The following is a 19,678-nucleotide window of genomic DNA, read 5'->3' as shown; positions in this document are numbered from 1 at the left end:
TCGACGCAACTCGTAGGCTTCAGGGTACGCTCGACCGGCTCTCGGGTGGGCGGTTCACGGCCCGGCCAGGTGTCAACAAGGGATCTTTCAGCTACAAAAACGGAAGAAGGATGCCTTCGGCGACCTGGGGCGCAGGATGATGGTCGATCCAGGAGGTGATCGGGTGCGAACCGTGGGTGGACGGACCGACCGGGTGGTGGTGGTCGGCGCCGGGCTCGGCGGCCTCGCCTGCGCCCTGCACCTGGCCGGCGCCGGCCGCCAGGTCACCGTGCTGGAGCGCGAGGCCGTACCAGGCGGACGGGCCGGCCGGCTCAGCGTCGACGGCTACGAGTTCGACACCGGACCGACCGTACTGACCATGCCCGACCTGATCGCGGAGGCGCTCGGCGCGGTCGGCGAGGAGCTGGACGACTGGCTCGACCTCGTCCCGCTCGACCCGGCGTACCGGGCGCACTATCCGGACGGGTCCACCCTGGACGTCGTCACCGACACCGCGCGGATGGCCGGGGAAATCGCCCGGGTCTGCGGCCCCCGGGAGGCCGACGGCTACCTGCGGTTCGTCGACTACGCCCGCCGGCTCTGGCAGCTCGAACGCGCCGACTTCATCGACCGCAACCTGGACCGCCCGACCGACCTGCTCACCGCCAACCTGGTCCGGCTGGTGGCCGCCGGTGCGTTCCGGCGGTTGCAGACCAAGATCGACCAGTTCTTCGCCGACCCGCGTACCCGACGGATCTTCTCCTTCCAGGCCATGTACGCCGGCCTCGCCCCGCACGATGCGCTCGCCATCTACACCGTGATCTCCTACCTCGACTCGGTCGCCGGGGTCTACTTCCCGCGCGGCGGCATCCACGCCGTCTCCCGGGCCCTGGCCGGCGCCGCCGAGAAGCACGGCGTGCAGATCCGGTACGACTGCACCGTCGACCGGGTGGAGACCTCGGCCGGCCGGGCCACCGGGGTACGCACCACCGACGGCTCGGTCGTCCCCGCCGACGTGGTGGTACTCAACCCGGACCTGCCGGTGGCATACCGTGACCTGCTGCCCGACGGCGCCCCGCCGCGCCGGCTGCGCTACTCGCCGTCCTGTGTCGTGCTGCACGTCGGCGCCCGGCAGGGCTACCGGGGCATCGCCCACCACAACATTCACTTCGGGCGGGCCTGGCGGCGCACCTTCGACGAGGTGATCCGGCGCGGCGAACTGATGTCGGACCCGTCGCTGCTGGTCACCAACCCGAGCCGGACCGACCCGTCGACGGCACCCGCCGACCGGCACGGCTACTACGTGCTCGCCCCGGTGCCGAACCTCGACCGGGGCGCCGGACTCGACTGGCGCGGCGACCTGCCCCGGCGGTACGCGGACGAACTGCTGGCCACCCTGGAACGCCGGGGCTACGTCGGGCTGGCCGACAGCGTCGAGGTACTCCGGGTCGTCACCCCGGCCGACTGGGCCGACGCGGGGATGGCCGCCGGTACCCCGTTCGCGGCCGCGCACAGCCTCTGGCAGACCGGCCCGTTCCGCCCCGGCAACCTGCACCGCGACCTGCCCAACGTGGTGTTCGTGGGTTCCGGCACGCAGCCCGGGGTGGGCGTGCCTATGGTGATGATCTCCGGGAAGCTCGCCGCCGCCCGGGTGACTGGAGGTGGCCGATGACAGCCGACCGCGACACGGGCCGGGACGACGGGGCGGGCCGGCCGGAACACGGCGCGGAGCGGGGCCGCCCCACCGACCGGGAACGGCACCTGGTGGAGCTGGTCGACGAGGCCGGCGCCCCGGTCGGTGCCCGTACGGTCGACGAGGCGCACCGGTCGCCGGGCCAGCTCCACCGGGCCTTCTCCGTACTGCTGGTCGACGCGGCCGGGCGGATCCTGCTCCAGCAGCGGGCCGCCGCCAAGACCCGGTTCCCGCTGCGCTGGGCCAACACCTGCTGCGGGCATCCGGAACCCGGGCAGGCGCTCGACACCGCCGCCGGCCGGCGACTGCGCGAGGAACTCGGCATCGAGGCGGTACCGCTGACCGAGATCGGGGTCTATCTCTACCGGGCCGAGGACCCCGGCACCGGCCGGGTGGAATACGAGTACGACCACGTGTTGCGCGGCGACTTCGACGCCGGCCGGGCGGTGCTGCCCGACCCGGACGAGGTGGCCGACCTGCGCTGGGTACACCCCGACGAGCTGCGGGCCGGGCTGGACGCCGACCCGGAGGCGTACGCGCCGTGGCTGCGTGGGGTGCTCAGCCGGCTGACCGGCCCGGCACAGTCGTCGCCGGCCGGTGCACCGTCCGGGCCACCGCGCCGGTCGGGCAACCGTGGCCGGTGGGAGCAGGTCCCGGCCCCCACGGGTCAGGAGGAGAACCCGGCGGAGCGGTCGGGTGGCCGATGACGCGCTGAGCGCCGGTGCTGTCGCGCGGCGGCTCGGCATCGCCGTCACCACCCTGCGGAGCTGGCACCGGCGGTACGGGCTGGGCCCGAGCCGGCACGTCCCGGGTCAGCACCGGCGGTACAGCGTCGAGGACCTCGACCGGCTGGACGTGATGCGCCGGCTGACCGCCGAGGGGGTCGCCCCGGCCGAGGCGGCGCACTGGGCGCGCCGGGGCACCGTACCCGGGAAGGAGCCGGACCGGGACGGGCCGCTGCCGGCGCGGGCCGGTGGTGGCACGGCGATCGCGGTGGGCCGGGCCGGGCCGGCGGCCCGGGGCCTGGCGCGGGCCGCGATGCGGCTCGACCCGCTGGCGATGCGCGCCGGCATCAGCGCGGCGATCGAGGCCGACGGCGTCGTCGCCGCCTGGGAGCGGGTGCTCCGGCCGGTGCTGGCCGGCATCGGTGACCGGCACGCCGCCAGCGCGGCGTTCGTCGAGGTGGAGCACCTGCTGTCCCGGTGCGTGTCGGAGGCGCTGGCGGCGGTGCCCCGACCGCCGGCCGGCGCGGCGCCACCCCGGATCCTGCTCTCCTGCGCCGACGAGGAGCAGCACAGCCTGCCGCTGGAGGCGCTCGCCGCCGCGCTCGCCGAGGCCGGCGTGCACTGCCGGCTGCTCGGCGCGCGGGTGCCGGTGCCGGCCCTGGTCGAGGCCGTGGCGCGGACCGCCCCGCAGGCCGTGCTGGTCTGGTCGCAGCTACCGGCGACCGGCGACCCGGCCCAGCTCGACGCGGTGCGGGCCGGCGCCTGGCCGCCGCCGCTGCTGGCCGCCGCCGGCCCCGGCTGGCCGTCCGAGCTGCTGCCCTCCGGGGTACGCAGGCCGGCGACGTTGGCCGAGGCGGTGGCGATGCTGCGGGACGTACCCGGATCTTCGGGGCGCTGACTCGGCTACCGAGCATTCGGGACATCGCCACCGTACGCACTCCGCTAACGTGGGTCAGCCGTAACCCGAAATCCCCTCGGGAGCCGCCCGATGACCCGACGTACGGCGCTCGCCGCCGGCCTCGTCCTGCTGGTGCTGCTGTCCACCGGATGCGCGAACCAGCAGCCGGCGCCGGCCAGGTCACCGCTGCCCTACCCGCCGATTCCGCAGGTGACGGCGACGGCGACCCCCGCACCGACCCAGCCGCCGGCCAAACCGAGCCGGAAGAAGCCGGCCCCCCGGGGCACCGTCGGCCCGCTGAACACCCAACGGCTGACCGGGGTACGCGGGGTCGCGCTGACCTTCGACGACGGCCCGCATCCACAGTGGACGCCGAAGGTGCTCGACCAGCTCCGCAGGGCCGGGGTGCGGGCCACCTTCTGCGTGGTGGGGGTGAAGGTCCGCAAATATCCGGCGCTGGTACGGCGGATCGTCCGCGAGGGCCACACGCTCTGCAACCACAGTTGGCAGCACGATCTGAAGCTGGGCACCCGGAGCGCGGCGCAGATCCGGGCCGACCTGCGCCGGACCAACCAGGAGATCCAGCGGGCGGTACCCGGGGTCAAGGTGCGGCACTACCGGCAACCGGGCGGCAAGTGGACCCCGGCCGTGGTCGGAGTGTCCCGGGCACTCGGCATGAAGCCGCTGCACTGGGACGTCGACCCGGTGGACTGGGACGACACCAGCACCGTGGAGATCAGCCGGCGGGTGGCCGAGCAGGCCCGGCCCGGCTCGATCGTGCTGCTGCACGACGGCGGCGGTGATCGAAGTCGCACCCTCGGCGCCTGCCCCCAGGTGATCAACTCCCTGAAGCGGAAGTACGGGATAACCCGGCTGAGGTGAGGCGATTTAGGGGGGTTTGTCCGATGGGCAATACCGGTTTGGTCGGGCGGCTGGCCATCACGTATGCTTTCGGAGCCTCCGGCGGGGCCGGATGGGAGCACAGCCGCTGAAGTTGTCATGTGCAATGATGGCGGGGCCGCCCTCATCGTCTAGCGGCCCAGGACGCCGCCCTTTCAAGGCGGTAGCACGGGTTCGAATCCCGTTGGGGGCACGACCCCGGTCTCGACCGGGGACAGCAGTAAGAGCAAGGTCCTGTGGAGCAGTTGGAGTGCTCGCCGCCCTGTCAAGGCGGAGGTCGCGGGTTCAAGTCCCGTCAGGACCGCCAGCGCCGCTCGCCGCGCGTGCAAACGCGCGGCGGTCTGCGTTTCGGCCCGGATGATCGGGACGGCAGCGGGTAGGCCGGACCGGTAACATGTGCCGAGTAACCCGGCCAGGTAGCTCAGTTGGTACGAGCGTCCGACTGAAAATCGGAAGGTCGGCGGTTCGACCCCGCCCCTGGCCACATAGCCTTTCGCCGGGCTATCAGAGCGGCCCCCAACCAGCGGAAACGCCGGACGGGGGCCGCTCTATTTTCGCACCCGGTGAAGGCGTGCCCGGTGAAGGCTGGTGGATCATCTGTCGGCCGGTTTGGTCGCACCAGCTCTTGCAGTAGCGATGCGAGTTGGCGGTACCTCATCGTGGCGATCACTGATCATCCGACGTGCTGCAGAGCGGCTTGGCGGACAGTGCGTGCGGTGGCGTACTGCGAGGCGCGGCTCCAGTCTCCGGCGATGCCACCGGTCATCGACCCGCCCACCGGGCGCCAGCGGCCGTCCTCACGCCGGTGGTCGCCGTCGGTACTCCTCGATCAAGTGTCGCCGAACTGGAGGCCCGCATCCCGGCCGTTCGGGCGTAGCCTTCGACGGTGGTCGCCTACCGCCGGCTCGACGGCCCGTCCGCCACGCCGTTGTTCCCGTCGCTCGTCGAACTGTACAGCGCCGTGTATGCGGAGCCACCGTACGAGGAGGGCCCGGACGAGGTTGCCGGTTTCGCGGCGAGGCTTCCTGAGGAGTCCTCGCGGCCCGGCTTCACCCTGGTTGCCGCCGAGGATGGCCCGGACCTGATTGGCGCCGCCTATGGCTGGACGATGTCGCCGGGAGTGTGGTGGTCACGTGCCGACACCGCTCCGGCTCCCGAGATCCTGTCGGCGGCCAAGCTCGCGGTGATGGAATGGATCGTCCACCCCGACCACCGCCGGCGGGGCATCGGCGCCGAGCTGATGCGTCGACTCCTTGTCGGCCGTCCGGAGGCGTGGGCAACCCTCGCATCCGACCCGCGATCTCTTGCCCGACGCCTGTACGAGCAGGCCGGCTGGCGGAAGGTCGGCACCTCGCATCTGCCGTGGGGGCCCGCTATGGATCTGCTCGTACTGCCCCTGCCAGTCCACTGATCGGGTCGGCGCCCCCAGCTACGGCTGCCCCACGACGGGGTGCTCCTAGATCGCCTAGCGTTTGGCCGGCCTGAGCAGGCCGGACGCTACCTGCAACGCGGGTCAGTCGCGGGGGGTGGTGCGGTGGTGGAGGCGGCTGAGGTCGTTGGCGAGGAGGGCGAAGAGCGCGAGCAGGGCGGCGAGGCCGGTACTCACCAGGATGGCGAAGCCGCGCTCGGCGCCGTCCGGCGCCAGCACGATTCCGAGTACCGCCGCGACGGCCGCGACCAGCACCATCCCGATCCGGCCGACCCGGGCCAGCAGTACCGCTCGGGTCAGCCGGGCCGGATCTGGGGAGCCGGTGCCGAGGCCACGGCGGGCGTACCAGGCGGCGGTGGCGAGGGTGCCGGCACCGAGCATGCCGGCCAGCCCGACGAGCGCCCAGGGCAGCCCGATCCGGTCGACGCCGGAGCGGCCCGCCGCCAGGCCCGCGCGGGCGACCAGGGCCGACACCAGCACCGCCAACAGGTACGACAACGCGATCCCGAGCAGTCGACGGCGTGCTCCACGCCCGTCGGTGCGGACCACGGTGGGATCGTCGGGCACCTGGAACTCCTTCCCGCACCGCCGTCGCCCGACGCGGGCCGGGTCGGCCAGCGCGAACAGCGTTCCGGGTCGATGCTAGTGCCGGGAGTCGGCACCGGCCTCGACAGCCATTGATGATCTACCGCTCGGCGCAGGGATCGACCGCCCGCCGATGCAAAGCTGCACAGCTCAGCAGCAGCCGGTATGGTCCCGGCGTATGGGACAGGAGACTACGAACGCCTCCGACATCCAGCAGGACACAGGCACCTACTCCGTGCGCAGCAGCCTCCGTGTCCCGGGCCCGGCAGACCGGGCCTTCGCTGCCTTCACCGAGGGTCTCGCCGACTGGTGGGTCAAGGAATACACCTGGTCCGGCCCGCAGAAACTGGCCAAGCTCGGCATCGAGCCCGGTAGCGGCGGGATGCTGTACGAGATCGGTCCGCACGGGTTCCGCTCCGACTGGGGCCGGGTGCTGGACTGGCAGCCGCCCCGCCGCCTGGTCTTCAACTGGCAGATCGGCCCGGACCGGGCTCCGGTGCCGGACCCGGACCAGGCCAGTGTGGTGGAGGTGCGGTTCGCGCCGCAGGCCGACGGGAGCACCCTGGTCGAGGTGGAACACCGGGACTTCGACCGGCACGGCGAGGCCGCCGAGGGCTACCGCGAGGCGCTCACCGCCGGCTGGCACGAACTCCTCTCCCGGTACGCGAACGCGGTCGAGAACTCCGCCAACCAGGATTGACGACCTCGCAGCCCGACGACCTCGCAGCCCGACGGCTGTCGGTCACCCGGATCGCGGCGGGGTCGGATTCGACGTCATGCCGGCCGACTGGATCCGCTCCAGATCGGCCCCGGCGCCGGTCAGCCAGGTCTCCACGTCCACCAGGTTGAGCGCGGCGGCCCGGGACTCGCCCGTCGCCAGCACACTCCGTACCCGGGCGTCGAAGTCCTCCGGCGGCGGCGGTGCACAGACCCGGCGACTGAGCCGGCCCGCGGCCAACTGCTCGGCCAGGTCGGCGTAGCCGCGCCGGAGCCGCCCGGCGAGTTCGTCGAGCGGCCCGGCCGCGTCCTCCACCCGGGTCAGCCGGGCGTGCGCGCCACGGCGCAGCCGGTACACCGCGCCGAGGTGCAGATGCTGGCCGGCGGCGAGCGCGGCCTGCCAGTTGACCGACGGCAGCCGGGGGTCGTCCCGCTCCAACTGATATTGCAGGAACGACGCCTCGGCGAGGATCCACGCCTGTCGGGCCGCACCTACCGCGTCCTGGCGGGACGGCCGGCCGGCCAGGGTGCGGGTGACCTCCTCGGCCGCGGCGGCGCTGACCGCCAGATACCGGGCGATGGAGCGGCGCAGTTCCCCGCTGCCGCCCTTCGGCCAGAGCAGCAGGCCGGCCAGTACCCCGACCACCGAGCCGATCACGACGTCCAGCAGCCGTGCCCCGGCGATCTGTAGGTTCGCCGGGCCGGCCTGGGCGAAGACCATCACGAACAGCACGGTGAAGAGTGCCTGCCCCCAGAGCTGCGGCAGCAGCGGCCCGATCGTGAAGGTCAGCACCATGCTCAGCGGCAGGGCCGCCAGCAGCAGCTCCGGGACCTCGCCCGCGCCGTACAGCAGCAGGCTGCCGACGGCGGCGCCGAGCAGGGTACCCAGCAGCACCGGACGCAGCGCACTGCGGGTGTCGACGGCCGAGGTCCGCATCAGGGTGAGGATCGCCAGCAGTACCCAGAACCCGTGGTTGAGGTGCAGGAAGCCGGCGACCACCCGGGCGGTGGCCAGGGCGAGGGAGACCCGTACCGCCCCTTGCAGATAGACCGAACGGGTCGTCAGGTGGAAGCGGAACTGCTGCCAGTAGAGCGCGAACGGCGAACGGTGGGCGTACCAGAAGTCGTCCAGGCCCGGGCCGCCGGGTGACCGGGCCGGCGGGCGCAATCCGACGGCGACCCGGGCCGCGACGCCGAACGCGTGGACCTCGTCGGCGACCCGCAGGCTGACCGCCTCCCTGCGCAGTTGTGCCGGGCCGGAGGCGTCGGTCGGCGGCGCGGGTACGGTCGGCGGCCGGTCGTAGAGGTCCTTGATCCGGGCCTCCAGTTCGGTCAACCGGGTCATCTCGACCGCCCCTGCCCCGTCGCACAGCGTCCGGGCGGCGGCGTCCAGCACCTCCGCCGACTGCCGCAGCAGCCCGGCCAGCTCGTCGTCGCGGAGGTCGCCGAGTTCGTCGGCGATCCGGTCCACGTGGTGCAGGAGTTGGCGCAGCAGCCGGTCGCCGTGCCGCAGCGCCCGGTCGCGCGGCCCGGCCGAGGCCGGCCGCTGCGTCGGCGGGATCCGGGCCAGCCACACCCCGTCCATCGCCCGCTCGGACGCCTCCTGCCGCCGGGATATCTCGGCCCGGTCGGCCGGCACCCCGGCGGGGAGCCCGGCCAGCAGGTCGAGGCAGCGGTACACCGAGTGGGCCGCCTCGCCGAGGCGCTGCCGGTAGCCGGGCGGTGTCGGATCGGGCCAGAGCACCAGCTCGGCGGTGATCAGCAGGGCCACCCCGAGCGTCACCCCGGCGAGCCGGGACGGCAGGGTGTCCGGTTGGTACGGCGGGAACGACGCCGCGATGTAGAAGAGTTGCAGCCCGGTGGCGAGGCCGAGGATCCGTGGCCCGCCCACGCCGGCGAACGGGATGACGAAGCCCACCACCAGCATGCCGGCCGCCGCGATCCAGGTGTTGACGGCGAGGAACGTCCCGACGGTGACCAGGAGCCAGGCGACCGGCAGCGCGGCGATCAGGGTACGGGCCCGCTGGGTGGGGCCGCCGGGCACCTGTGAGATGAAGCCGGTCGCGATCGCCCCGAAGAGGGTGTAGAGCCCGAGCAGCGGGTTGCCGAGGCCGTACGTGCCGCCGAAGAGTCCGGCGGCGGCGACCAGTGCGAGCCGGGCGCCCCGGCGGAGTACCCGGTAGTCCGGGTCCCGCCGACGCAGCCACTGCGCGACGCCGATCCTGGTCATGGGTGCCCTCTGCCGTCGCGCCCGGACCGGGCCGCCGAGCGGGACGTGGCGGAGATCAGGGCAGCGGCGTTTCGCGGCCCCCGTGGCCGCCCGACCTCACCCTCTCACCTCCGTCGGCGCCCCGCCGACGCTTTCCGGCGTCCGACGGTCGGGACGGTCAGGCGGGCGAGAGCGGGGTGGACCGGCCGGGGTTGAGTCCGGTGCCGCCGAGGTCGGCCCGCCGGCCCGCCGCCGCGCCCTGCTCCAGGCCGCCGCCGAGCAGCCGGCGGGGTGCGGCGGTACGCAGTCGCGGGTAGGTCTCGGCGAGGCGCCGGTCGACCCGGTTCGACCGGTCGGCGAGGACCAGGGCCATCGAGGGGGCGCCGGACGGGGCTGCCGAGGCGGCGGCCGCCTCCGCCCGGCGCAACCGGCCGGCGACCGCCGCGGCGAAGCCGGCCAGCCAGGACCGGCGGAACGCGGCCGGATGGTCGCCCGGGGGTACCGGTGCGACCGAGATGCCGTGCGCGGCCTGCACCAGCAGCGAGGTGAAGAGCACCTCCACCCGTTCCAGGTCGCTGGCGAAGCCGAAGAGGTGCATGACGAATCCGCTGTCGCCGCGTCGGCGTACCGACCGGCACCGCAGCGCGTCGGCGACCCCGGCCAGCAGACCCACCTTGTCCAGGGCGTACGGGGCGGGGATGTCGACGATCCGGTCGCCGACCGGATCGGTGCCCGGGTCGCGGGCGGCGAGCAACGCCCGGTCGACCCCGTACCGCGCGATGAGTTCGGTCGCCTTGGCGGTGAACGCCTCGGCCTCGGCCGGCGTGCAGGCCGGGTCCTCCGCCTTGGCCAGCAACTTGCGGACCTTGCTGAGCATCGCGTCGGACATGCACCAGAGCTATCACACCGGCCGGTCGGGTGCCCCCTGGACAAACCGGCCGAGGAGCATGCAAAGATGGACGTCGATGAAGGCTCTATCCGGCACGGTGCCGCAGCGTCGCGACGGCCGACCCGGCGAGGGTGAGCAGGCATTCCGGCAGCTGCCCGTCGGCGAGTGCGGCACCGAAGAGTGCGGCTCCCGTGTCGCCGTCGGCGTTGGCGTACGCGCTGACGAACCGGGCCACCCAGCGCGCGTCGTAACCCGCCTCGTCGATGCCGGGGAAGTCGAGGGTCCACGCGCCCCGGGGCACACCGTCGCCGACCATGGTGGCGGCGAGGCACCAGGCCACCTCGTAGGCACCCGCGACACCGGACCGGTCGACCACCGCGTCGAACGTGCCGACCACGCCGTCGCTGTCACCGGCCAGCGCGGAGGTGAGCACCGCGGTGGCGTCATCCAGCGTCTCCTGCGGAACGTCCGTCACGTGCGGAAGGGTATGCCGCCAGGTCAAGCAGCGTCCGACAAACGGCATGAACGCTGCCTAACCAGGATGATAGTGCCCCTCGATCGGCAATTGACGGTCGACCGCGGGCGCGCGCCGGAACCAGGCGCGCTAATCTGCGCAACGGATCTCCGGGGAGGAAGGACACCCCCATGCTCGAATTCCGCGGCACCCGCCGCGCCGCCCTGTCCGCCGCGGCCTGTGCGGCACTGCTGCTTGCCGGCTGCGGTTCGGACGGCGACGGCGAGGCCGGGCAGGCCGAGCAGACCCGGCCGACCCAGGTCCGGCTGTACGGCACGGACGGCAACATGCAGAACTCCTTCAAGGCGGAGTTCGACCAGCAGACCGGCCTGCTCAAGGGCATGAAGGGAACCACGCCACTCACCCCGCTCTCCGAGGACTTCAAGAACCGGCTGTTGCGGAAGGACCCCAAGCTCTCCGACTTCCTCTACGCCGCCGAGTCGTACGACGCCGTCGCGATCAGCGCGATCGCGGCGCAGCTCGCCGGCTCCACCGACCCGGCCGAGATCGCCAAGCAGATCGTCGGGGTCACCACCGGCGGCGAGCACTGCGACTCGATCGCGGCCTGCCTGCAACTCGCCCGGAACGGCACCGACGTCGCCTACCGGGGCGTCTCGCTGAAACGGGGTGGCTTCACCGACGTCGGCGAGCCCTCCACGGCGAGCTACGCGACCCTGCACTTCGGCAGCGACGAGCAGCTCGACAACGGCAAGACCGAGTTCCTCGGCGCCGGTGACGAGTCCACCGCCAGCGTCAAGAAGCCGCCGGCCGGCAAGAAGCAGACGAGGGCGGTCGAGGAGCGCAGCGGCGCGCCGTTGAAGCTCGGTGGACTGCTGCCGCGCACCGGCGACCTGGCGCTGGCCTACCCGCCCATGGTGGCGGCCGCGACGCTGGCGATCGAGGAGGTCAACGCCGCTGACGGCGTACTCGGCGAGCCGGTGGTCTGGGTCGACGGCGACGACGGCACCAACCCGAACACCGCGAAGGCGACGGTGGCGCAGCACGTACGCGCCGGGGTGCACGTGATCATCGGGGCCGGTGGCTCCGGCATCTCCCGGGCGGTACTCCCGGACGTGATGGCCGCCGGGCTGGTGCTCTTCTCGCCGAGCAACACCGACGCCGGGCTCAGCACGGTGGAGGACAAGGGGCTCTACTTCCGGACCGCCCCGTCGGACATCCTCCAGGGGCGGGCGCTCGCCGACATGATCCTGCGGGACGGGCCGAACCGGATCGCGCTGGTCGCCCGGCAGGACTCGTACGGCGAGGGCCTCCAGGGCAACGTCCGGGCCGAACTGGAGCGGGCCGGGCACGGCTCGGACCAGGTACGGCTCTTCAACTACGAGGTGAAGGACGGGCCGGACGCGCCGCCGGTGGACTTCACCAAGGGCGCCCAGGAGATCAAGGAGTTCGGCGCCGACGCGATCCTGGTGATCGGGTACGGCGAGTCGGCGAGGGTCATCGAGGCGCTCGCCGCCGCCGGGGTGAGCATCCAACAGCAGTAGTCCCGCCCCGGGCCGCGCCGCCCGGGGCTTCCGCCCGGTACGCCGTCGGAGTGGCACACTTCCGGGAGTCGCCGGGCGGGCTCGTCGCCCTAGCGTTACCCCTGTGCCCGGCGGTCCCGTCGGGCACAGGGAAACCGGGGAGGTACGAGATGAGCTACGACGGCGACCCCAGCGCGCTGGGTGAGGCCCTTCCGGAGCAGGAGCTGCCCGGCGTCGACGACCAGCAGGGTTTCGGCCCGGCGGTGGAGCTCACCCCGGACCCGCTCACCCCGGACCCGCTCTCCTCGGACCCGCTGGCGGCCGACGGGCTGGAGGCGGGCGACGAGCCCGCGCCGGTCACCTCCGTCGTCACGCACTACGCGGACGGCATCACCGAGGTCGCCACCGACCTCGACGGCGACGGCTACGCCGAGCTGCTCGAGTTCGACGTCAACGGCGACCGGGTGGCCGACGTGCGCTACCAGGACACCGACTGGGACGGCCGGCTGGACAGCGTCGAGCGGGACTCCAACCTGGACGGTCGGGTCGACCAGGTGCTGGAGGACAACGACGGGGACGGCAGGGTCGACTCGGTGGTCACCGACGCGAACCGGGACGGCGTGGTGGACCGGGTGGTCGCGGACGCCGACTTCGACGGGCGGCCGGACACCTGGATGACCGACAGCGACTTCGACGGGCGGCCGGACGAGATCCGGGTGGATCCCGACGAGGACGGTCGGGCCGACCGGCTGATGCTGGACACCGACCACGACGGCACCGTCGACCAGGTCAACTACCAGGACCGGCAGACCAACCCGTACGTCACGAACTGATCGCGGCGGACCGGCCCGGCGGGCGGGTACCCCGCTCGGTGCCGCGCCGGATCCGTCCGGCTTGGCTGCCTCTGCCCCGGTCGACCCGGGTGGCACCGCACCCCGGTCGGCATGCTCGGGGGCCCACGGGGGTAGTGCGAGGTGGCACAGTGCGGTAGTCGTGTCGGGGAGGTTCTCGTGGGTGTCCGGGCGGCACGCGAACCGAGGGTTCCGGCGTGGCCAGACTTCAAGCTGACGGAAGGGCAACAGATGAGCGAGTCGCAGGAGACCGTCGACACCCGCGGTGACGAACGGATCGAACTGCTCCGGGCGGACGCCAACCAGGACGGCAAGACCGACGTCTGGGTGGTCGACACCGACGGCGACGGCAAGCCGGACCTCTTCCAGTTCGACACCGACGGCGACGGCAAGGTCGACATCACGATGGTCGACGCCGACGAGGACGGCAAGCCGGACGAGGTGGTGGACGGGGACGGCGGGCACCCGCCGACCGCCTGACCGGCGGCAGACCGACAGACATCGGCCGTGGCGGCGGCTCCTGCGGGTACGACGACCCGGGGAGCCGCCGCCACCGTCTTCGGGTACCTCGCCCCGGCCGACGGATGCGGCCCTGCCCAGCCGGGCCGGTAGCGGCGCACAACGAGTCGATCTCAGTTCAGTCATGATCAGGTCACGAAGTCGCCCCTGGTGACAAATCACTGCCCGGCACGCCAACCTTTCGCTCGCCCTCGCGCGCTTCGCAGCCAGGAGGGGCGGCGACCCACGCCGCCCTCCTCGCCCATGGGGGAGAAGCAGAACGATGAGGCTGGTGTTTCGGCGTGCCCGGGGAGCGAAGAGTCTGCTCCTGGCGGCCACCGGGGCGACCCTGATCGCCACCGCCCTGCTCACCGGGCTCGCCGGCTACAGCCAGGAGGTGGTCGACTCCGGCACCGAGCGCGCCGTCGCGTCCGCCTCCCAGGAGGAGCGGTCGATCCTGGTACGCGGCACCGCCGGCAGCACGCCGGAGAGTCTCGCCGAGCGGGACGCGGCGGTACGGTCCCGGTTCGTCGACGGCTTCGGCGGAGTACCGGCCGGCGTCTCCGGTGCGGGGTACGCGGCCGGGCGGCAGTTCGCCGGCCGCACCGGCAACGCCGTACCCGACGCCCAGGGCCTGGTCTTCGCCCGGGTGGTGTTCCTCGACGACCTTCCCGGGCACGCCCTGCTGACCGACGGCGCCTGGCCGAGCCCGGGCCGGCGGCCGGTGCAGACCGCGCTCGCCGAGCCGGTAGCGAAGATCCTCGGAGCCGGGGTCGGCGACCGGATCCCGATCACCGACCGGGTCACCGACCGGGTGACCGAGGTGACCGTCACCGGCGTCTGGCGACCGCGCGACGTCCGGGACCCGTACTGGCGGCTCGTGCCTGAGGTCACCGACGGGGTCGCCACCGGATCCGCCACGTACGGGCCGCTGGTCGTCGACCGGGCCGACTTCCTCGACCACTTCATCGCGAACGCCTCCGCCGGCTGGCTGGTCGAACCCGACCTGTCCGGCGCGACGGTGAACTCGCTGGGCCGGCTGGGCGAGGCCGCCGACCGGACCAGGGCCAGCCTGCCCACCGAGACCGGGCTCGGCAGTTCCGGACTGGTCACCACACAGCTCGGCGAACTCGTGCAGCGGCTGGAGCGGGCCGGGCTGGTCGGCCGGTCGGCGCTGGTCACCCCGATGCTGCTGGTGGTGGTCCTCGGCGGGTACGCGCTGCTGCTGGTCGCGCTCCTGCTCACCGAGCAGCGCCGGGGCGAGGCGGCGCTGCTCCGGGCCCGGGGCGCCGGCCGGGGACAGTTGGCCGGACTGGCCGCCCGGGAGGCGTTGCTGGTCGTCCTGCCGGCCGCCGTGATCTCACCCGTACTCGCCACCGAGCTGGTCCGGCTGGCCGACCGTACCCCGATGCTGGCCGCCGCCGCGCTGCACCTGAGCCCCCGGCTCGACGCCCGGACCTGGCTGATCGCCGGGCTGGCCGCGCTCGGCTGCGCGCTGGCGATGCTCGGCCCGGCACTGCGTCGCGCCGGCAGCTACGTCGGCGAGCTGGCCAGCCGGTCCCGGCCGAGCCGGCGGACGATCGCCCAGCGGGCCGGGCTGGACGTCGCTCTGGTCGCGCTGGCAGTGCTCGGCTGGCTGCAACTGCGGCAGTACTCCTCCCCGCTCGCCGGTGCCCGCCCGGACGGCACCCTCGGGATCGACCCGCTGCTCGCCGCCACCCCGACGGTGGGGGTGTTGGCCGGCGCGGTACTCGCGCTGCGCGGCCTGCCCCCGATGGCCCGGCTCGCCGAGCGGTGGGTCGACCGCCGGTCCTGGACCGGCACGATGCTCGGGATGTGGCAGGCCGGTCGCCGGCCGCACGCCGGCCCGGTGCTGCTGCTCGCGCTGGCGGTGGCGGTCGGCACCCTCGCCTGGTGCCTGGCCGCCACCTCGGAGCGGTCCCTGACCGACCAGGCCGACCACCAGGTCGGCGCCGACCTTCGGCTGGTCGAGGCGAGCGGGGTCGCGCCGCCGGCCCGGGCCGGCCAGCTCGCCGCACTGCCCGGCACCGAACTGGCCCTGCCGGCCTGGCGGGACACTCCCCGGCTCGGCACCGACGCCCTGCCGGCCGGAATGGTCGCGCTGGACGTCGCCGAGGCCGAACGGGTCGTCCGGCTCCGGAGCGACCTCGTCGACGGCGGCGCCGCCGGACTCTTCGCCGGGATGACCGACGCCCGGCTGACCGCCCCGGTCGTGACGCTTCCGCCGCAGACCCGCCGGCTGACCGGTCAGATCACCACCACCGGCACCGGCGGCTCCGCCCGCGTCCCGGTCCGGACCGCGGCGGTGCTCACCGAGCCGCACGGCGGGCACCTGCGGATCCCGCTCGGCGCGAGCTACGACGACACGCCGCTGCGGTTCGACGTGGAGCTGCCGGCGGGCGACGACGGGCCGCCGACACTGGCCGGCTTCGCGGTGGACACCCTCGGACCTCCCGGGTACGTCGTCGACTGGCAGCTCACCGACCTGCGCGCCGTCCCGGCCGGCGGCGCCGGGACCGCCGTACCGCTCGCCGACGGGCGGGACTGGCAGGCGGTGCAGCGCTCCGGCAAGACCGAACCCGCGACGGCGGGACCACGCGGGCTGACCGCGCAGCACCAGTCGTCCCCGTCGGGGGGCTGGGCGGGCGTCAGCTCGTCCGTCTCGTTCGCCGTGACCGTCGCACCCGAGCAGGGACAGGTGCCGGTGGTGGCCACCCCGGAGGCGCTGGCGGCGCTGCGGCTGGGCGTCGGCGAGCAGACCGTACTCGTGCTGGCCGGCGGAGCCGTCGACGTACGGGTCACCGGTACGGTCGCCGCGCTGCCCGGCGTACCGGAGTCGGCCGCGCTCCTGGTCGACCTGCCGTCGCTGGCTACGGCGCTCTTCCACCAGCGCGGTGTCACCTCCGCGCCCGAGGAGTGGTGGCTGACCACCCGCCCCGACCAGCACGCCGAGGCGGCCCGGGCGGCGGCCGGACTCGGCGGGCTCCAGGTCGCCGACCGGGTGGAGGTGGCCAGCCGCTCGGGTGAGGACCCGTACGGCGTCGGCGCCCGCGCCGCCCTCTTCGCCGCCGCGCTCGGCGCCATCCTGCTCGCGGCGGTCGGCATCACCGTGGACGTCCGGGCCACCGCCCGACGCCGGGTCACCGAGCTGGCCGTGCTGCACACCCTGGGCGCCGGCCCCCGGCTGCTGGCCCGGTCGCTCCTGGTGGAGCAGGCGTTCCTCGCCGGCATCGGCGTGCTGGTCGGGTTGGCGGTCGGCATCGGCGTGGCCGCCACGATGGCCCCGCTGGTCATCCTCACCCCGTCGGCACAGCGGCCGGTACCGCTGCCGCTGCTCGACGTCGCCTGGCTGCCGGCCGCCGGGACCGCCGCCGTGCTGCTGCTGCTCGCGCTGGCGTTGAGCGGGTTGACCGCCGCCACCATGCGGCAGCGGCTGGCCGCGGCCCAGCTCCGGATCGGGGAGGACCGGTGAACGCGGAACCGGTGGAGAGCAACTCGGGACCGGTGGAGGGACGGGACGCTGTGCGGGAAGCACCGGTGACGAAGCGGGCCGGAGGTCGACTGCCGGGGCCGCTGCGCCGGGCCCGGGTCTTCGCCGGCTATCTGGGGCTGCTCGGCGTACTCGGGCTGGTGGCGGCGCTGCTGGTGACCGGGGCGCCCCGGCTGGCGAACGAGTTCGCCGACGACGGGATGCGACACGACGTACGCGAGCTGCCGTACCAGGTCCGGGACCTGACCTTCAGCGCGTCGTTCAACCCCGCCGAGGGCCCGCCCGCCGGGGTGGCGGCGGGCTGGCTCGACCGGTTCCGGACGCGGTTGTCCGGACCGCTGCCCACGCTGGTCGGTCAGCAGTGGTTCGCCGGCCGGATCGGCCCGAAGGACCTGAGCGTGGCCGGCGACGCGCCGTCGCTGCGCGGGACCTGCCGGCCGGAGCTGCAACTGCGTGGCCAGGCCGACGTCGAACGGGAGCTGCGGGTCGTCGAGGGACGCTGGCCGGCCTCCCGGAGCGGGGTCGAGGCGGCGCTGTCCCGGGAGGCCGCCGACCTCCTCGGGCTGCGGGTCGGCACCCGCGTCGTGCTGGGCGGCGGGGGCACGGCGCGGGGCTCCGTCCCGATCCGGATCGTCGGGGTGTACGACCCGATCGACCCGGCCGCGCCGGCCTGGGACGCGATGCGGATCGCCGAGGTGCCCTGCCCGGACCCGACCGCCGGCACCACGCACCGGGTGACGCTGCTGACCGACCTGGACGGGATCACCGCCGCCGGCCAGGTGCTCGGGATCGGCTACGAGTGGCGTTACCGGGTCGACGAGGAGCGGATGACCACCGCCGACATCCCGGAGGTGTTGACCGCGGTCGCGGCGAGCCGGCGTACGCCGCCGGACCGTGGGCTGGTGCTGGCGACCGGCCTGGACAGCGGCCTGAGCAGGTACGACGATCAGCTTCGCGCGGTGCGGGCGCTGCTCGCCGTGGTGCAGGCCGGCATCCTGGCCACCCTGCTCGGGCTGGTCGCCCTGGCCGCGGGGCTGGCGGTGCAGCGCCGCCGGGAGGAGTTCACCCTGCTCCGGGCCCGTGGCGCCACCGCCGTGGAGATCGGTGCCCGTACCCTGCGGGAGACCGTCGCCGTGCTGCCGCTCGCGGTACTCGCCGGCTGGCTGCTCGGCCGGTTGGCGCCGGGCCGCCCCGCCGGAGCCGAACCGCTCGGGGTCGCGCTGGTGGTCGTCGGCACCACCCTGGCCATCCCGCTGCTGGCGATGCTCGGCCAGCGCCGGGCGAGCTTCGTGGGCCGGCGACGGGACCTGGTGCGGCACCGCCCGTCGGCACGCCGGCTGACCGCCGAACTCTTCGTGCTGCTGCTCGCGGTGCTCGGCGTGGTACTGCTGCGACGACGCGGGCTGAGCCAGGACAGCGGGATCGACCCGTACCTGGTGTCGGTGCCGGTGCTGCTGGCCGTGGCCGCCGCCCTGGTGGCGCTGCGGCTGGTGCCGTGGCCGCTGCGTCAGGTGGGTCGGATCGCCGCCCGGGCCCGTACGGTCGTGCCGTTCGTCGGCCTGGCCCGGGCCGGCCGGGGCGCGCCGGTGACCGTCGGGCCGCTCGCCGTGCTCGTCGTCGCGATCGCCACCGGCGTCTTCACCAGCGTGGTGACCAGCACCGTCGGCGAGGCCCGGGACCGGGTCACCGACCAGGAGGTCGGTGCCGACGCCCGGGTCGTCGGCTCCTACTCCGACCGGGCCACCGCCGACCGGCTCGGCGCGTTGCCGGGGGTGGCCGAGGTCAGCCCGCTGGCGGTCGAGGTGGGCCAGCCGCTGCGTTCGCCGACTCCGAACATGCTGGGCGGGCGTGACCTCGGCCAGACCCAGGTGTTGGTGGTGGACGGGCCGTCGCTGGCCCGGGTGTTGGCGGCGAGCGGCGTCGACGTGAGCGTGCCGGCCGGGCTGACCGCGCCGGGGCGGATCGACGGGCCGGTGCCGGCGCTGGTCTCGCCGGAGGTGGCCGAGGCGGTCGGTGCCGGTGCGGTCACCGAGGTGCAGGGCCGCCGGTACGAGTTCCGGGTCGACGGGGTGGCGTCCGGCTTCCCGGGTCTGGCGGCCGACGTACGCCGGTTCGTGGTGCTGCCCTGGCAGGCGCTGCCGGTGCCGGAGTTCCAGCCGATCCGGTCGAACCAGTTCATGGTGGCCGGGGAGGGTTTCTCGGTCGCCGAGCTGACCGCGACGGTCGACACCGCCCAGCGGGAGTACCTGGCGAAGGTGCTGGCGCAGCCGGTCGAGCGGGTACGCCCGCAGACGTCGGTCACCGTCACCACCTGGGCGGAGCACCGGCAGGCGCTGGAGCGCAGCGGCGTCAACCGGCTGCTCAGCTTCGCCTTCGGCACCGGGGTGGCCGGGGCGACCGCGTTGGCGCTGCTGGCGGTCGGTTTCGCCGTACTCGCCGAGGCGCCGGGCCGGGGCCGGATGCTGTCCCGGCTGCGCACGATGGGGCTCTCCGGGCGGCAGGGCCGGGGGCTGCTCGTCTACGAGCTGGTGCCGTTGATCGGTGTCGCGGTGCTGACCGGTGGAGTGGTCGGGGTGGCGTTGCCCCGGCTGCTCGGGCCGGCGTTGGGGCTCGCCGGGTTCACCGGCGGCCTGCCGGCCCGGATCCACCTGGATCCGCTGCTGGTGGTCGGCGTACTGCTGCTGGTCGTGGTGGCGCTGGTCGCCGCCCTCGGTGTCGAGAATCTGGTCAACCGGCGGATGCGCCTCGGCGAGGTGCTCCGTCTCGGAGAGGAGAACTGATGGCCCGGAGAGGGGACGA

15 protein-coding genes and 3 tRNA genes are annotated in these 19,678 nt (G+C 74.0%); 14 read left to right on the top strand and 4 right to left on the bottom strand.

The window, feature by feature from the left end:
- The first annotated feature begins 163 nt into the window (after window positions 1-163).
- The 8 genes from crtI to C6W10_RS31210 all read left to right on the top strand — a co-directional run bounded on the left by crtI (window position 164) and on the right by C6W10_RS31210 (window position 5,606).
- Window positions 164-1,651 (top strand): phytoene desaturase family protein, encoded by a 1,488-nt coding sequence (gene crtI, locus C6W10_RS31245; RefSeq protein ID WP_107262673.1) that lies wholly within the window; start codon window positions 164-166, stop codon window positions 1,649-1,651.
- The gene (idi, locus tag C6W10_RS31240) at window positions 1,648-2,379 is read left to right on the top strand and encodes an isopentenyl-diphosphate Delta-isomerase (RefSeq protein ID WP_107262672.1); all 732 of its coding nucleotides are present in this window, start codon (window positions 1,648-1,650) and stop codon (window positions 2,377-2,379) included. The genes crtI and idi overlap by 4 nt, the downstream gene beginning before the upstream one ends.
- On the top strand, window positions 2,369-3,295 hold the full coding sequence (locus C6W10_RS31235; RefSeq protein ID WP_107262671.1) for a MerR family transcriptional regulator: 927 nt from the start codon (window positions 2,369-2,371) through the stop codon (window positions 3,293-3,295). The genes idi and C6W10_RS31235 overlap by 11 nt, the downstream gene beginning before the upstream one ends.
- Window positions 3,296-3,385: 90 nt before the next feature.
- Window positions 3,386-4,177, top strand: coding sequence for a polysaccharide deacetylase family protein (locus tag C6W10_RS31230; protein WP_107262670.1), 792 nt, complete (start codon window positions 3,386-3,388; stop codon window positions 4,175-4,177).
- 138 nt (window positions 4,178-4,315) lie between these two features.
- A tRNA-Glu gene (locus C6W10_RS31225) sits at window positions 4,316-4,388 on the top strand.
- 37 nt (window positions 4,389-4,425) lie between these two features.
- Window positions 4,426-4,502 (top strand) — tRNA-Asp (locus tag C6W10_RS31220).
- Between the two features lie 103 nt (window positions 4,503-4,605).
- Window positions 4,606-4,679: transfer RNA gene (locus tag C6W10_RS31215), tRNA-Phe, on the top strand.
- Window positions 4,680-5,081: 402 nt separating this feature from the next.
- Window positions 5,082-5,606 carry a GNAT family N-acetyltransferase gene (locus C6W10_RS31210; protein WP_107262669.1) on the top strand — a complete coding sequence of 175 codons (525 nt, stop codon included), beginning with the start codon at window positions 5,082-5,084 and terminating at the stop codon, window positions 5,604-5,606.
- A 102-nt stretch (window positions 5,607-5,708) separates the two neighbouring features.
- On the opposite strand, the gene C6W10_RS31205 is transcribed toward C6W10_RS31210, so the two are convergent.
- Window positions 5,709-6,191, bottom strand: a complete 483-nt coding sequence (locus tag C6W10_RS31205) for a hypothetical protein (RefSeq protein ID WP_107262668.1) — start codon at window positions 6,189-6,191, stop codon at window positions 5,709-5,711.
- A 196-nt stretch (window positions 6,192-6,387) separates the two neighbouring features.
- On the opposite strand from C6W10_RS31205, the gene C6W10_RS31200 reads away from it, so the two are divergent.
- A complete protein-coding gene (locus C6W10_RS31200) occupies window positions 6,388-6,909 on the top strand; it encodes an SRPBCC family protein (protein WP_107262667.1) in 522 nt (173 codons plus the stop codon).
- 42 nt (window positions 6,910-6,951) lie between these two features.
- On the opposite strand, the gene C6W10_RS31195 is transcribed toward C6W10_RS31200, so the two are convergent.
- The 3 genes from C6W10_RS31195 to C6W10_RS31185 form a co-directional block, all read right to left on the bottom strand.
- Window positions 6,952-9,156, bottom strand: coding sequence for an FUSC family protein (locus C6W10_RS31195; RefSeq protein ID WP_107262666.1), 2,205 nt, complete (start codon window positions 9,154-9,156; stop codon window positions 6,952-6,954).
- Between the two features lie 157 nt (window positions 9,157-9,313).
- Complete coding sequence (locus C6W10_RS31190) at window positions 9,314-10,024, bottom strand: DUF2786 domain-containing protein (RefSeq protein WP_107262665.1); 711 nt, start codon at window positions 10,022-10,024, stop codon at window positions 9,314-9,316.
- 85 nt (window positions 10,025-10,109) lie between these two features.
- Window positions 10,110-10,499, bottom strand: coding sequence for a hypothetical protein (locus tag C6W10_RS31185; RefSeq protein WP_101368637.1), 390 nt, complete (start codon window positions 10,497-10,499; stop codon window positions 10,110-10,112).
- Window positions 10,500-10,669: 170 nt separating this feature from the next.
- On the opposite strand from C6W10_RS31185, the gene C6W10_RS31180 reads away from it, so the two are divergent.
- The 5 genes from C6W10_RS31180 to C6W10_RS31160 all read left to right on the top strand — a co-directional run bounded on the left by C6W10_RS31180 (window position 10,670) and on the right by C6W10_RS31160 (window position 19,659).
- Window positions 10,670-12,040: an ABC transporter substrate-binding protein gene (locus tag C6W10_RS31180; RefSeq protein WP_107262664.1), complete on the top strand. Its 1,371-nt coding sequence runs from the start codon at window positions 10,670-10,672 to the stop codon at window positions 12,038-12,040.
- Between the two features lie 149 nt (window positions 12,041-12,189).
- Entirely contained in the window at window positions 12,190-12,852 is a 663-nt protein-coding gene (locus C6W10_RS31175) for a hypothetical protein (RefSeq protein WP_107262663.1), read from the top strand.
- Between the two features lie 249 nt (window positions 12,853-13,101).
- Window positions 13,102-13,350: a hypothetical protein gene (locus tag C6W10_RS31170; protein ID WP_199853141.1), complete on the top strand. Its 249-nt coding sequence runs from the start codon at window positions 13,102-13,104 to the stop codon at window positions 13,348-13,350.
- Between the two features lie 301 nt (window positions 13,351-13,651).
- Entirely contained in the window at window positions 13,652-16,861 is a 3,210-nt protein-coding gene (locus C6W10_RS31165; protein ID WP_107262662.1) for an ABC transporter permease, read from the top strand.
- A complete protein-coding gene (locus tag C6W10_RS31160; protein ID WP_107262661.1) occupies window positions 16,858-19,659 on the top strand; it encodes a permease in 2,802 nt (933 codons plus the stop codon). The genes C6W10_RS31165 and C6W10_RS31160 overlap by 4 nt, the downstream gene beginning before the upstream one ends.
- Window positions 19,660-19,678 lie beyond the last annotated feature (19 nt).

Source organism: Plantactinospora sp. BB1 (genome assembly GCF_003030385.1).
Taxonomy (GTDB): Bacteria; Actinomycetota; Actinomycetes; order Mycobacteriales; family Micromonosporaceae; genus Plantactinospora.
This window is presented reverse-complemented; position numbering and strand designations above follow the sequence as displayed.

What these genes read in the sequence shown, in the direction of transcription:
- C6W10_RS31175 (WP_107262663.1), top strand. Translation starts at nt 12,190, where the DNA reads ATGAGCTACGACGGCGACCCCAGCGCGCTGGGTGAGGCCCTTCCGGAG.
- C6W10_RS31180 (WP_107262664.1), top strand. Translation starts at nt 10,670, where the DNA reads ATGCTCGAATTCCGCGGCACCCGCCGCGCCGCCCTGTCCGCCGCGGCC.
- C6W10_RS31190 (WP_107262665.1), bottom strand. Translation starts at nt 10,024, where the DNA reads ATGTCCGACGCGATGCTCAGCAAGGTCCGCAAGTTGCTGGCCAAGGCG.
- C6W10_RS31200 (WP_107262667.1), top strand. Translation starts at nt 6,388, where the DNA reads ATGGGACAGGAGACTACGAACGCCTCCGACATCCAGCAGGACACAGGC.
- idi (WP_107262672.1), top strand. Translation starts at nt 1,648, where the DNA reads ATGACAGCCGACCGCGACACGGGCCGGGACGACGGGGCGGGCCGGCCG.
- C6W10_RS31170 (WP_199853141.1), top strand. Translation starts at nt 13,102, where the DNA reads ATGAGCGAGTCGCAGGAGACCGTCGACACCCGCGGTGACGAACGGATC.
- C6W10_RS31165 (WP_107262662.1), top strand. Translation starts at nt 13,652, where the DNA reads ATGAGGCTGGTGTTTCGGCGTGCCCGGGGAGCGAAGAGTCTGCTCCTG.
- C6W10_RS31195 (WP_107262666.1), bottom strand. Translation starts at nt 9,156, where the DNA reads ATGACCAGGATCGGCGTCGCGCAGTGGCTGCGTCGGCGGGACCCGGAC.
- C6W10_RS31230 (WP_107262670.1), top strand. Translation starts at nt 3,386, where the DNA reads ATGACCCGACGTACGGCGCTCGCCGCCGGCCTCGTCCTGCTGGTGCTG.